Origin of the sequence: Kocuria sediminis (genome assembly GCF_009735315.1) — a bacterium.
In the GTDB taxonomy this organism is placed as follows: Bacteria; Actinomycetota; Actinomycetes; order Actinomycetales; family Micrococcaceae; genus Kocuria; species Kocuria turfanensis.
Genome location: NZ_WOGU01000021.1, coordinates 10,301 through 23,510, shown reverse-complemented (window position 1 = coordinate 23,510; position 13,210 = coordinate 10,301). Strand labels below are relative to the sequence as shown.

The 13,210-nt window shown below is 73.9% G+C and carries 10 protein-coding genes and 1 pseudogene; 4 read left to right on the top strand and 7 right to left on the bottom strand.

Annotated elements, in window-relative coordinates:
* Window positions 1-1,632, bottom strand: coding sequence for an ABC transporter permease subunit (locus GMA12_RS17100; protein ID WP_156270712.1), 1,632 nt, complete (start codon window positions 1,630-1,632; stop codon window positions 1-3).
* The gene (locus GMA12_RS17095; protein WP_156270711.1) at window positions 1,629-2,861 is read right to left on the bottom strand and encodes a sugar ABC transporter substrate-binding protein; all 1,233 of its coding nucleotides are present in this window, start codon (window positions 2,859-2,861) and stop codon (window positions 1,629-1,631) included. Before GMA12_RS17095 ends, GMA12_RS17100 begins: the two co-directional genes overlap by 4 nt.
* Before the next feature lie 240 nt (window positions 2,862-3,101).
* Here GMA12_RS17095 and GMA12_RS17090 point away from each other — a divergent pair, with 240 nt between their 5' ends.
* Both GMA12_RS17090 and GMA12_RS17085 read left to right on the top strand, forming a co-directional pair.
* Entirely contained in the window at window positions 3,102-4,829 is a 1,728-nt protein-coding gene (locus tag GMA12_RS17090; protein ID WP_156270710.1) for a glycoside hydrolase family 13 protein, read from the top strand.
* Window positions 4,790-5,851 carry a LacI family DNA-binding transcriptional regulator gene (locus tag GMA12_RS17085; protein ID WP_156270709.1) on the top strand — a complete coding sequence of 354 codons (1,062 nt, stop codon included), beginning with the start codon at window positions 4,790-4,792 and terminating at the stop codon, window positions 5,849-5,851. Before GMA12_RS17090 ends, GMA12_RS17085 begins: the two co-directional genes overlap by 40 nt.
* A 67-nt stretch (window positions 5,852-5,918) precedes the next feature.
* On the opposite strand, the gene GMA12_RS17080 is transcribed toward GMA12_RS17085, so the two are convergent.
* Window positions 5,919-7,481: a molybdopterin-dependent oxidoreductase gene (locus GMA12_RS17080; RefSeq protein WP_156270708.1), complete on the bottom strand. Its 1,563-nt coding sequence runs from the start codon at window positions 7,479-7,481 to the stop codon at window positions 5,919-5,921.
* 100 nt (window positions 7,482-7,581) lie between these two features.
* The gene (locus GMA12_RS17075; RefSeq protein ID WP_156270707.1) at window positions 7,582-8,367 is read right to left on the bottom strand and encodes a VOC family protein; all 786 of its coding nucleotides are present in this window, start codon (window positions 8,365-8,367) and stop codon (window positions 7,582-7,584) included.
* Between the two features lie 232 nt (window positions 8,368-8,599).
* Here GMA12_RS17075 and GMA12_RS17070 point away from each other — a divergent pair, with 232 nt between their 5' ends.
* Window positions 8,600-9,106, top strand: a complete 507-nt coding sequence (locus GMA12_RS17070; RefSeq protein WP_156270706.1) for a glutathione peroxidase — start codon at window positions 8,600-8,602, stop codon at window positions 9,104-9,106.
* A 9-nt stretch (window positions 9,107-9,115) separates the two neighbouring features.
* Here the strand turns inward: GMA12_RS17070 and rocD are convergent, their stop codons facing one another.
* Entirely contained in the window at window positions 9,116-10,363 is a 1,248-nt protein-coding gene (gene rocD / locus GMA12_RS17065; RefSeq protein WP_156270705.1) for an ornithine--oxo-acid transaminase, read from the bottom strand.
* A 132-nt stretch (window positions 10,364-10,495) separates the two neighbouring features.
* On the opposite strand from rocD, the gene GMA12_RS17060 reads away from it, so the two are divergent.
* Window positions 10,496-11,380, top strand: a complete 885-nt coding sequence (locus GMA12_RS17060; RefSeq protein WP_370831999.1) for an alpha/beta fold hydrolase — start codon at window positions 10,496-10,498, stop codon at window positions 11,378-11,380.
* Window positions 11,381-11,772: 392 nt separating this feature from the next.
* On the opposite strand, the gene mmsB is transcribed toward GMA12_RS17060, so the two are convergent.
* Together mmsB and GMA12_RS19110 are read right to left on the bottom strand one after the other, a co-directional pair.
* The gene (gene mmsB, locus GMA12_RS17055; protein ID WP_156270703.1) at window positions 11,773-13,026 is read right to left on the bottom strand and encodes a multiple monosaccharide ABC transporter permease; all 1,254 of its coding nucleotides are present in this window, start codon (window positions 13,024-13,026) and stop codon (window positions 11,773-11,775) included.
* Between the two features lie 2 nt (window positions 13,027-13,028).
* A pseudogene (locus tag GMA12_RS19110) lies at window positions 13,029-13,210 on the bottom strand (ABC transporter ATP-binding protein); the annotation flags it as partial.

Sequence of the window (13,210 nt, the reverse complement as noted above, 5' to 3'; positions counted from 1 at the left end):
TCAGCTGATCTCCTCGAGAGCCTTGCTGCGGCGGAACGTCAGCGCGGAGACGACGGCCACCATGATGAAGATGAGGATGGACAAGGCCGAGGCGAGACCGTAGTCGTTGGTGCCCCCGGCGAACGCGATCTTGTAGACGAACGAGATGAGGATGTCCGTGGCGCCCACTCCGGTGGTGGACTCCAGGTCCTGCGGGCCGCCGCCGGTGAGCAGGTAGATCACGTTGAAGTTGTTGAAGTTCATGGCGAAGGACGCGATGAGCAGCGGGCCCACGGCCACCATGAGCATCGGCAGGGTGATCGAGCCGAACTGGCGCACCGGTCCGGCCCCGTCCATCTCGGCCGACTCGTAGAGCTCCCCGGGGATGGCCTGCAGGGCCCCGGTGGTCACGAGGAACATGTACGGGAAGCCCAGCCACAGGTTGACCAGCAGCAGCGAGAGCTTGGCCAGCCAGGGGTTCTCCAGCCAGGGCACCCCCGTCCCGCCCAGCAGGACCTCGTTGACGAAGCCGAAGTCCGTGTTGAGCAGGCCGGCCCAGATGAGGACGGACAGGAACGCGGGGAAGGCGTACGGCAGGAAGACGATCGCCCGGTAGACGTTGCGGAACCTCAGCTTCTCGTCGTCGAACAGGATCGCCAGGAGCAGGCCCAGGAAGAAGGTCAGCGCCACCGAGAGGACGGCGAAGGCGAAGGTCCACAGGGTCACGGCGACGAACGGCCCGCCCAGGACGGCCGGGTCGAAGATCGCCCCGAAGTTGTCCAGGCCGACGAACACCCGCCAGCCGGGGCGCAGGGCCTCGCCGTCGGGACCGGCGAACGCGCCCTCGCCGTTGTCGGCGTAGACGGTGCCGTCCGCGGCGACCATCGCGTCGGCGGCCTCGTCGTAGGTGAGCGTGGGCTCGTAGGCGTAGGCGGTGCGGCCGTCGTCGGTGCGCAGCGCACCGTCCTCGGTCTGCCCGCTCACCGGGACCCGCAGCTCCCCGAGCTCGTCCTGGGCGCCGACGACCTCCCCGTAGGAGAGGATCTCGTAGCCGGGTGCCTCGACGACGCGCCCGTCCGTGACCGCGGCGCCCTCGAGCGGGACCAGCGGCCGGTCCGCGGCACCCACGAGCACCCGGTCGTCCTGCACGGCGGCCAGGGCCAGTCCGTCGGGGCCCTCGAGCACCGTGACGGTGTACGCCTCCGACCCCTCGACCCGCTGCTCGTACGTGGTGGTGAGCTGGGTGATCGCCGCATCCTTGGTGGCGTTGTGCCCGTCCCCGTAGTTCGTGAACGCCGTGGCGGCGGTGTAGATCAGCACGAAGACCTGGAAGACCAGCAGGAAGACCAGCCCGGGGAACAGGTACTTGGCGGGCAGCAGCTTCCGGGCCGGCAGGAAGTACACGAGATCGGCGGCGAGGAGGGCTGCGACGAGGAACGCCAGGATGCCCCAGCTGCCGGCGGCCCAGGCCGCCAGGATGCCGAAGAGGCCGAAGGCGTTGATCAGCGCCATCAGGACCAGCTTGACCACGAAGCCCGGGCCGAACCCCCGGGAGTGGGCGTGCCGGCGCTCGCGGGGGGCGCCGGGCCCGGTGTCCCCGCCGGTCGTCCCGGTGGCGGCCGTCCCGTCCCGGGTGGTGGTGCTCGTGCTCATGAGATCTGTCCTTCGATGTTGTCGATCATGCGGTCCCACAGCTCCACGGGGTCCCCGCGGCCGTCCACGACGGCGTTCTCGGTGGTGCCCCAGAAGCTCCACACCGCGCCCATCTCGGGGATGGCCGGCATGGGCAGGCCCGACTCGGCGATCCGCGCGTAGGCCGAGCGCAGCGGGTCGCCCTGCATCCGGTCGACGGCCACCTGGCTGGCCGGCGGCCGGCCCGTGCTCTCGTACAGGGCCGTCTGGGCCTCGGGGCGGGTGAGGTAGTTGGCGGCGAAGTCCTGGGCGGCGACCGGGTTGGCGGCGTGGGCGCTGACGAAGAACGCCTGGACGCCCACGAACGGGCGGGACTGCTCGTCCCCCGCCGGGGGCACGGGCAGGACGCTCACGTCCATCCCGGCGGCCTCCACGTCGGTCAGCTCCCACGGCCCGCCCAGGTGGAAGGCGGACTCCCCGGTGAGGAAGGACTCCTTGGCGATGTCCGGGCTCATGGACGTGCGCAGGTCCCCGGTCCGCCCGAGGTCCTGCAGGTAGCGGGCGAAGTCGTGCCCGCCCACGCCGTCCATGGCGAGGGTGCCGGTGTACTCCCCCTCCTCGGTGCGCTCGAACACCTCGGCGCCGAAGGAGGTCTGCAGGGCGTACAGGTGGTACGGGTCGCCGGCCTCCGCGGACTGGCTGACCGTGAACGGGTACTCGATGCCCTGCTCGTCCATGAGCCGGTGGCCGACGGCCCGCAGCTCGTCGAAGCTGCCCGGGTCCTCGGTGGTGAGCTCGTTGTTGCGCAGCAGCGCCACGTTCTCGATCGCGTAGGGCACCCCGTAGCTGACGCCGTCGTAGACCACGGCGGCGCGGGCGTTCTCCGAGAAGTCCCCGGCGCGCTCGCCCATCTCCACCGGGACCACCACGCCGTTGGAGGCCAGCTGGCCGAGGTTGTCGTGCGGCGCGACGATGATGTCCGGGGCCTGCCCCGTGGGCGACTGGGAGATGAAGTTGGAGATCGCCTGCGCGTTGACCTCCCGCTGGACGAACTCCACCTCCACCCCGGAGTCCGCGGTGAAGTCCGCGGCGATCTCGCGCAGGGCCGGGATCTCGTCGTCGCCGGCCTGGATCCTGATGCTGCCGGGCCCGCCGGACAGACCGGCGACTCCGGCCGTGGGCGCGGCGGAGCACCCGGCGAGCAGGAGCACGGCCGCGGCCGCGAGGGCCGTCCGGGGGATGCGTTTCATGGTGGGGGTTCCTCGGGGTCGGGCGCGATCGGGGCGTCCGGTCGGCTGCGGGGGCGGCGCGGGCCGGGAGCTGCCGGTCGCCGGGGGCGTCCGGTGGGGTGCGCGCCGCGCTGAGTGAGACAGGTCACTACTGTAAGCGCTACCACAATTACTGTCCACAAGGGCTAGATGCTCGCTTGATCAGCGCAGAATGTGTGCAAGCGTTTCCACAACGGCGGTTCTGACCGTAAGATGCCTCACATGATGACGACCTCCGGAGTGCTGCCGTCCCTGCGCCTCACCCCTCTGCACGACCGTGACCGGGAGCCGACGTGGTGGCGCTCCTCGGTGATCTACCAGGTGTACCCGCGCTCCTTCCGGGACCTCGACGGGGACGGTCTCGGCGACCTCGCCGGCATCACCGCCGAGCTGGGGCAGCTGGCCGAGCTCGACATCGACGCCCTGTGGCTCTCGCCCTTCTACCCGTCCCCGCAGCGCGACGGCGGCTACGACGTGAGCGACTACTGCGACGTCGACCCCGCCCTCGGGACCCTGGCCGACTTCGACGCCCTGGTGGCCGCGGCGGACGCGCTGTCCGTGAAGGTGATCGTCGACCTGGTCCCCAACCACTGCTCCACCGAGCACGTGCTGTTCCAGCAGGCCCTTGCCGCGGGGCCGGGCAGCCCCGAGCGCGGCCTGTTCGTGTTCCGGGACGGCCGGGGCGCGTCCGGGGAGCTGCCCCCGAACAACTGGCAGTCCCACTTCGGGGGCCCGGCCTGGACCCGGGTGACGGAGCCCGGCGGGGCCCCCGGTCAGTGGTACCTGCACCTGTTCGACTCGTCCCAGCCGGACTTCGACTGGGCCAACGAGCTCGTCCGGCAGGAGTTCGAGCGGATCCTGCGCTTCTGGCTCGACCGCGGTGTGGCCGGCTTCCGGGTGGACGTGGCCCACGCGCTGGTCAAGGCGGAGGGCCTGCCCGACTGGGGCGGGCGCGCCGACGGCGGCAGCGTCCCCGGCTACCCCTTCACCGACGCCCCGATGTTCGGCCAGCCGCAGATCCACGACATCTACCGCCGCTGGCGCGAGGTGCTCGCGGAGTACGACGGCGAGCGGATCCTCTGCGCCGAGGCCAGCGTGGAGCCGCTGACCCGGCTGGCCGACTGGGTGCGCCCGGACCAGATGCACCAGACCTTCAACTTCTCCTACCTGGCCGCGCCCTGGGACGCGGCCGAGCTGCGGCGGATCATCACGGCCTCCCTCGAGGCGTTCGACGCCGTCGGGGCCCCGACCACCTGGGTGCTGTCCAACCACGACGTGGTGCGCCACGCGACCCGGCTCGGCCTGGGCGAGCACCCGGCCCGGCCCGGCGACGGCATCGGCCCCGAGGACGAGCAGCCGGACCACGCCCGCGGGGCCCGGCGGGCGGACGCCGCCTCCCTGCTCATGCTGGGGCTGCCGGGGGGCGTCTACCTCTACCAGGGCGAGGAGCTCGGGCTGCCGGACCACACGGGCCTGCCCGCCGAGGTCCGCCAGGACCCCACCTACCACCGCACCGGAGGGGCGCGGCTCGGCCGCGACGGCTGCCGGGTGCCGCTGCCGTGGACCCGCTCCGGCGCGTCCCTCGGCTACAGTGCCAACGGCAGGTCCTGGCTCCCGCAGCCCGAGGGCTGGGCGGAGCTCTCGCGCGAGGCGCAGCGGGAGGACCCGGCCTCCACGCTGAACCTCTACCGCGCCGCCCTGGCGCTGCGGCGGGCGCACGGGCTCGGCTCGGGCTCCCTCGCCTGGGTGGAGGACCTCGGCGGGCCGGGCTGCCTCGGCCTGGTCAACAACGACGTGCTGGTGCTGCTGAACACCGGCCCCACCGCGGTGGAGCTGCCGGACCTGCCGGTGCTGCTGCGCAGCCGCCCCGGGACGTCCGCGCCCCACGTCCTGAACCCGGAGGAGTGCATATGGCTGCAGACGGAGGACCACGGCACGACGGGTCCGTGAGCCCACCGCGGCTCCAGGACGTCGCCGCCCGGGCCGGGGTGTCCACGGCCACGGTGTCCCGCGCCCTCAGCGGCAAGGGCCACGTGTCCTCCCGGGCCCGGGCGCGGGTGCAGCAGGCCGCCCACGAGCTGGGCTTCGTGGTGTCCTACCACGCCTCCAGCCTGGCCAGCGGGCGCAGCCGCAACATCGGGGTGGTGCTGCCCTACGTGGATCGGTGGTACTTCTCCACGGTGCTCGAGGGCGTGGCCGGGGCGCTCATGGAGGCCGGTTACGACCTGTCCCTCTACAACTTCGAGGGCGACCGCTACCGGGAGACGGTGCTGACCGACTTCCTGCTGCGCAAGCGGCTCGACGCCGCCGTGGCGATCTCCCTGCACCTGAACCCGGCCGAGACGCAGCAGCTGTTCGCCGCCGGGATCCCCGTGCTCGGGGTGGGCGGGCCCCTGGTGGGCGCGCCCACCATCAGCATCGACGACCACGACGTCGGGCGCCGCGCGACCGAGCACCTGGTCGCGCTCGGCCACCGCCGGATCGCCCACCTCGGCGGCGCCGAGGAGTTCGGCAGCCACTTCCCCATGTCCAGCGACCGCCGCGCCGGCTGGGCAGGGGCCATGGCCGCCGCCGGGCTGGCGGTCGACCCGGCCTGGTCCGTCGTCGCCGACTACACCTTCACCGACGCCTACCAGCGGGCCAAGAACCTGCTGGCGGACCCCGCCGACCGCCCCACCGCGATCTTCGCGGCCTCCGACGAGATGGCCGCCGGGGCGATCCTGGCGGCGCGGGACCTCGGCCTCACCGTGCCCGGGGAGCTGTCCGTGATCGGCGTCGACGCCCACCCCATCGGGGAGGCCTTCGGTCTGACCACCATCGACCAGCACGCCCGGGAGCAGGGGGTGCACGCCGTCCAGCGGCTGCTGGAGCACCTGGCCGGGACGGGCCGCGAGCCGGTCCACGAGGTGCTCCCGGCCCACTTCGTCGTGCGCTCCTCCACCGGACCGGTCCCCGGCTCCGCCGGTCCCTGACCCCGACCGGGCCGGCGCCCCTGCCGGAGCCGTGCGGGGCACCGGCGCCCCGGAGGAACCGGGGCGCTCAGGCCACCGTGAACGTCCGCTCGTGCCACCCGGAGGCCCCGTCCGGGGCCGGCGGGGCCTGCTCGGCGGTCTGGACGGTCCCGTCCCGGTCCACGGCCCGCACCCGTGCGGTGTGCCGGCCGCCGGGCAGCTCGGTGCGCAGCACCCACTGCCGCCAGGTGTCGTCGGAGGGCACCTCGCCCAGGTCCGCCTCCCGCCAGGGCCCGCCGTCCACGCTGACCTGCACGGCGGCAATCCCGGTGTCCTGGGCCCAGGCCGTGCCGGCGAGGACCACCTCCCCGGCGGCCACGCGGTCCCCGTCCCGGGGCACCTCGATCCGGGAGGCGGTCTTGATCGGCCCGCGCGCCGACCAGCCGCGCGGGGTCCAGTAGCCTTCGTCACGGTCGAAGCGGGTGACCTTCAGGTCCACCAGCCACTTGGTGGCGGAGACGTAGCCGTAAAGGCCGGAGACCACCATGCGCACCGGGTAGCCGTGCTCGAACGGCAGCGGCTCCCCGTTCATGGTCACCGCCAGCAGGGCGTCGCGGCCCGGGTCCAGCAGCGCCTCGAGCGGGGTCCCCGCGGTGAACCCGTCCTGGGAGGTGGAGAGCACCATGTCGGCGCCCGGCTGCACGCCCGCCTCGGCGAGCAGCTCCCGGAGGGGCACGCCCGTCCACACCGCGTTGCCCACCAGGTCCCCGCCCACGGGGTTGGACACGCACGCCAGCGTCACGGCGCGCTCGAGGAGCGGCCGGGCCGTGAGGTCCTCGAAGCGCAGGGTGAACTCCCGCTCGACCATGCCGTGGATCCGCAGCTCCCACTCGGCCACGTCGATCCGCGGGACGGCCAGGGCGGTGTCGATGCGGTAGAAGTCGTCGGCGGGGGTCAGCCACGGCTCCGCCCCCGGGACCCCGAGGTCCGCGCCGGCGGGGATCGTCTCCCGCACCGCCGGGGCGGGGATCCGCAGCATCTCCCGCGCCGCGGGCACCCGGGCGGCCGCGGCGGAGGCCCAGCGACCGGCGACCCCGGCCGCCGCGCCCAGCACGGCCACGGCCGCGGAGACCCGGACGAAGCCCCGCCGGTCGAGGCTGCCCCGGGTGTCCCCCGGTGCCTCCGCCCGGCGGCCGGCCACCGTGAGGAACAGCGCCCCGGCGGCCGTGCCGACGACGACGGGGACCGCGTCCGCGGCGGCCGCCCCCGCCCGGGTGAGCACCGCCAGCAGCCCGAGGAGCCCGAGGACGCCGAGCAGCACGGCGCCCATCGGGCGGTTGGCGCGCTGGGCGGCCCCGATGCCGGCGCCGACCGCCACGAGGCCGGCGGCCATGACGAGCAGGAGCACGAGCTTGTCCGCGGTGCCGAACAGGGCGATCGCCGCGTCCTTCACGGGGGCGGGGACGGCGTCCACGATCACCCCGCCCACGGCGGTGAGGGGCGCGCCGACCGGGCCGGTGACCCAGGCCAGCAGCTCCGCCAGCCCCACGGCGAGGGCGGTCGCGGCGACGCCGGCCAGGACCCACGGTCCGGCGCCGCCGGAGCGCCGTGGTCCCGCTCCGGCGTCCGTGCGGGTGGAGGTGGTGGTCATGGGCTAAGGATCTCAGCCGGCCCTGTGCCCCGCCTGGGCGGGCGGTCCCGGACCGTTCCGCCGGCGCGCCCACCGGCTCCGGAGGCGGCGGAACCGGGCGCTATCCCGGCTCCCCCGGCGCCATGAGCGCGAAGGACTCCCGGTCCGGGCCCGCCACCACGGCGAGCCGCCCGTAGGCGAAGTCGAAGGGCTCCTCCACGACCGATCCGCCGGCGGCGCGCACGCGGTCGACGGCCGCGTCCACGGCCTCCACCTGGAAGCACACGGACCAGACCGAGGGCGCGCCCTGCGCGGCGGGGTCCGTCCCGCCGATGCCGCCCGCCGGGCGGTCCCCCCGCGGCACCGTGAACGTGGCGTAGGGGACGCCGTCCCCGCCGGTCTCCTCGTAGTGGTAGCCGAACACGGTCGCGTAGAAGTCGCGGGCGGTGCGGTGGTCGGGCGTCGTGAGGTCGCACCAGACCACGGCGCCGGGGACGTCGACGGCCTCGAAGCCGGTGTGCGCACCGGACTGCCACATCCCGAAGACCGCTCCGGCGGGGTCCCGCCAGAGGCCCGTCCGGCCGAGCGGGCCGACCTCCGTGGGCTCCATCAGCTGCGTGCCCCCGGCGTCCAGGACCCGCTGCGCGCACAGCTCGATCCGGTCCGCGGCCAGGTACACCTGCCACACGGGGGGCGCACCGGCCCGGTCCGGGTCCGCGGGGGACAGCCCGGCCACGCGGGCCCCCTCCACGAGGGCGTTGCAGTAGCCGCCGTGCTCGGGCTGCGGGTCGTCGTACTGCCAGCCGAGGACCTGCCGGTAGAACTCCTGCGTCCGGGCCAGGTCGGAGGCCACGAGGTCCGTCCAGCAGGGCGTTCCCGCAGGCCACGGTTCGGTGTGCTGCGTCATCAGGGCTCCTTCCGACACGGTCAGGGTACGCCGGGCCCCGCGCCCCCCACCGCCCCCGCCCGAGGATCGTTACCCACCCGTCCCCGTCCCCTCTCCCCTCGTCTCCCTCCCGGGTCGCGAGGTTGCGGACGTCGGCCATGCGACCGGGCGCGGTGGCCGACGTCCGCAACCTCGGGGGTCCGGGGGGATGATGGGAGCGGACCGTCGTCGCCGAACGCCCGGGAGGCCTCCCATGACCACGCTGCACGACTTCACCGCGACCACCCTGGACGGGCGCGAGCAGCCGCTGTCCGCCTACGCCGGGAAGGTGGTACTCGTGGTCAACACGGCGAGCCGGTGCGGGTTCACGCCGCAGTACGAGGGCCTCGAGCAGCTGTGGCGCGACTTCGGGCAGGAGGGCTTCGTGGTGCTCGGCTTTCCCTGCGACCAGTTCGGCCACCAGGAACCGGGCACCGAGGAGGAGATCGCCGACTTCTGCAGCCGCAACTACGGCGTCACGTTCCCGATGTTCGCGAAGGTCGACGTCAACGGCCCCGGCGCCCACCCGCTGTGGGCCTGGCTGCGCGGGGAGCGCAGCGGGGTCATGGGCGACGCCGTCAAGTGGAACTTCACCAAGTTCCTGGTGGGCCGGGACGGCCGGGTGATCCGCCGCTTCGCCCCGCGGACCGCGCCGGCCCAGCTGGCCGGCAGCATCGAGTCCGCTCTCGCCCACGACGAGGCGCCCGGCCACGCCGGGTGAGCGGGCGCCTCAGCGGGCCGCCATGCCCCGGAGCACGGCGCCCAGGGCGGCCAGGCCCCGCTCCAGCTCCTCCTCCGTGATCACCAGCGGCGGGCTCAGGCGCACGGTCGCGCCGTGGGTGTCCTTGGCGATCACCCCGTGCGCCACCAGCCGCTCGCAGCACTCGCGGCCGGTGCCCAGGCGCGGGTCGATGTCGATCCCGGCCCACAGTCCGCGCCCGCGCACGGCCGTGAGGCCCAGCGGGGCGAGCTCGGCGAGACCGGCGTGCAGCCTCTCCCCCCGCTCCCGCGCCGCGCGCTGGGGCTCCCCGGTGGCGAGCAGGCCGACGACGGCGCGGCCCACGGCGCCGGCCAGCGGGTTGCCGCCGAAGGTGCTGCCGTGCTGGCCCGGCCGCAGCACCGACAGGACCTCCGCGCGGCCCACGACCGCGGAGACGGGCAGCACGCCTCCGCCCAGGGCCTTGCCCAGCAGGTAGAGGTCCGCCTCCACGCCCTCGTGGTCGCAGGCCAGCGTCCGGCCGGTGCGGCCCAGCCCGGACTGGATCTCGTCGGCGACGAGCAGCACGCCGCGCTCGGCGGTGCACCGGCGGACGCCCGCCAGGTAGCCCGGCGGCGGCACGATCACACCGGCCTCGCCCTGGATCGGCTCCAGCAGCACCGCCACGGTGTCCTCCGTGAGCGCGGCCTCGAGCGCGGCGAGGTCCCCGAAGGGCACGGTGTCGAAGCCCGGGGTGTAGGGGCCGTAGTTGCGGTGCGCGTCGTCGTCGTCGGAGAAGCTGACGACCGTGGTGGTGCGGCCGTGGAAGTTGCCCGCCGCCACGACGATCCGCGCCCGGCCCGGGGCCACCCCCTTGCGCTCGTAGCCCCACTTGCGGGCGACCTTGATCGCCGACTCGACGGCCTCGGCGCCGGTGTTCATCGGCAGCATCATGTCCTGGCCCAGCAGCTCGCACAGCTCCCGCGCGAAGGGACCGAGCTGGTCGTTGTGCACGGCGCGGCTGGTCAGCGTCACCCGCTCCAGCTGCGCCCGGGCGGCCGCCAGGACCGCCGGGTGGCCGTGCCCGAAGTTCAGCGCCGAGTAGCCGGCGAGGAAGTCCAGGTACTCGTGGCCCTCCACGTCCGTGAGGGTGGCACCGTGCGCCCGGGCGACGACGACCTCCAGCGGGGAGTAGGTGCGGGCCGTGTACCGTTCGGCCGCGGCCACGAGCTCCTGCGAGGCGGTCGCCCGGCCGGTGCACTGGACGGGGGCGTGGTTCATGGGGGTGTCTCCCGGTCGCGTCCTGGTGTTTCCTTGAGCATGTGCGCTGCGGCCCGCCGGGACAACCCCCGGGGCCGTGCCGTCCGGGCCCGTCCCGGGCCCGCTGTGCCGATCCGACCGCCAGGAGGAACCGTGCTCGCCGACTTCGCACCCCAGGACGTCCCCGTCCCCGACGGCGTGGTCCACGCCCGCACGGGCGGCGACGGCCCGCCCGTGCTGCTGCTGCACGGCTTCCCGCAGACGCACGCGATGTGGCACGCCCTGGCGCCCGTGCTCGCGGAGGAGTTCACCGTGGTCGCGGCCGACCTGCGCGGCTACGGCCGGTCCTGGACGGAGAGCGAGGACTTCACCTTCCGGGCGATGGCCGCCGACCAGGTCCGGCTCATGCGCGCCCTGGGGCACGACCGGTTCCACGTCGTCGGGCACGACCGCGGCGCCCGGACCGCCCACCGCATGGCCTTCGACGCCCCCGAGTCGGTGCTCTCGGTCGCCCTGCTCGACATCCTGCCCACGCTGGAGGTGTGGCGGTCGATGGATGCCTGGCTGGTGCAGAAGTACTACCACTGGGCCTTCCTGGCCCAGGGCGGCGGGCTGCCGCAGACCCTGATCGGCCACGACCCGGTCTACTTCGTGCGCGCGACGCTGCAGGGCCTCAGCGGCACCGAGGTCGGGTTCCACCCCGCCGCGCTGGCCGCCTACGAGGAGGCCGCCCGCGACCCGTCCGTGGTCGACGCCTGGTGCCGCGACTACCGAGCCGCGGCCGGCCCGGACGTGGAGATCGACCGGGCCGACGAGGACGCCCGGCTCGAGATCCCCGCGCTGGTCCTGTGGGGCGCCCGCGGCCGGGTGGGCGCCCGGGAGGACCCGCTCGAGCTGTGGCGGCGGCACTTCCCCGGGGCGACGGGCCGCGCCGTGGACGCCGGCCACTTCCTCGCCGAGGAGCGGCCGGAGGAGGTCACCGCCGCGGTCCTGGCGCACCTGCGCGCCGCCCGGAGCCCGTTGCGGCGTCCCGCCTAGGACGAGACGCCGCCGGGCGGCGGTCGACGCCGGCCGCGCACCCACCGGTTCTTCAGCCCACTTACCTTTTCGGGCCGGACCCCGTAGCGTGGGACCGGTGCGGTCCGCACCGCGCACGCCGGCAGGCGGGCCGCGGACCCGCCCGGACCGCCTCCGGTGCACGGAGGGCGGCTCCCGGGAGGAACTACGGAAGGAGCAGCAGCATGCGCAAGATCCTCTTCATGGTCGGCACCGCCGTCTTCAGCCGCGTCATGGCGAAGCGGCGCGAGAACAGGACCGGCCGCCGCTAGACGGCCGTGCCCGCCGCGGCCCCCGCAGGGCGCCTCGGCAGACGACGACGGACGGGCCCGCCCGGCATGCTGCCGGGCGGGCCCGTCCGTCGTGGTGCGCCTCTATTTCAGGGCGTTGGAGGCCCGCCGCTTGTTGAAGACGTCGAAGCCGACGGCGAGCAGCAGCACCAGGCCCTTGATGAACTGCTGGTAGTCGATCCCCACGCCCATGAGCGACATGCCGTTGTTGAGCACGCCCATGATCAGCCCGCCGGTGATGGCGCCGATGATGGTGCCCACGCCGCCGGTCACGGCGGCGCCGCCGATGAACGCCGCGGCGATCGCGTCCAGCTCGAAGAGGTTGCCGGCCCCGGGGCCGGCGGAGTTCAGGCGGCCGGTGAACACGAGACCCGCCAGCGCGGCCAGCACCCCCATGTTGACGAACAGCAGGAAGTCGACGCGCTTGGTGTTGACGCCCGAGAGCTGGGCCGCCTGCAGGTTGCCGCCGCGGGCGTAGACGTGCCGGCCGAAGACGGTGCGGTTCATGACCGCGCTGTAGGCGACCACGAGCACCCCGAGCACCACGAGCACGATCGGGGTGCCGCCGCGGGAGCTGGCGAGCAGGAAGGTCAGCCCCAGGACGACGACGACGCCGAAGACCAGCCGGGTGAGGAACCAGGCGCGGGGCTCGTCGTCCAGGCCGAGCTTGGCCCGGGTGGCCCGGCCGCGCAGCTGGCTGACGACCAGCAGGGCGGTGGCGAACAGGCCCAGGCCCACCGTGGTCCAGTCCAGGATGTTGGTCTCGGGCGGGAACAGGCCCGGGAAGAGGGAGCCGCCGCCGAGCTGGCGGTACTCCTGGGGGAACCCGGTGATGCGCTGGTTCTCGAGCACGATCTGGGTGAGGCCGCGGAAGACGAGCATGCCCGCGAGGGTGACGATGAAGGCCGGGATGCCGATGTAGGCGACCCAGAAGCCCTGCCAGGCCCCCACGAGGGCACCGACCGCGAGGGACGCCACGAGGGCCACCCACCACGGCAGGCTCCAGTCCCGGATCATGATCCCGGACATGGCGCCCACGAACGCGGCCACGGAGCCCACCGAGAGGTCGATGTGGCCGGCCACGATGATCATGACCATCCCGATGGCCAGCAGCAGGATGTAGCTGTTCTGGACGATGATGTTGGAGACGTTGTCCGGCTGGAGCAGGGCGCCGCCCGTGAGCACCTGGAACAGCGTCACGATGACCAGCAGGGCCAGGAAGATGCCGATCTGGCGCAGCCGGCTGGTGAGGAACCGCCCGGCGTCGGCCACGGTCGAGGGCTTCTTCGGGCTCCTGGTGCTGAGGACCCGGTCCTCGTCGGCGAGGGTGGAAACCATGGTCAGTCCTTCTCCTTGGTCATGTGCTGCATGAGTCGTTCGGGGGTGGCCTCGGCGATGGGGACCTCGGCGGTGATCCGGCCCTCGGCGAGCGTGTAGATGCGGTCGCAGATCCCCAGGAGCTCCGGCAGCTCGGAGGAGATCACGAGGACGGCTTTGCCCTGCGCGGCCAGCTGGTTGATGA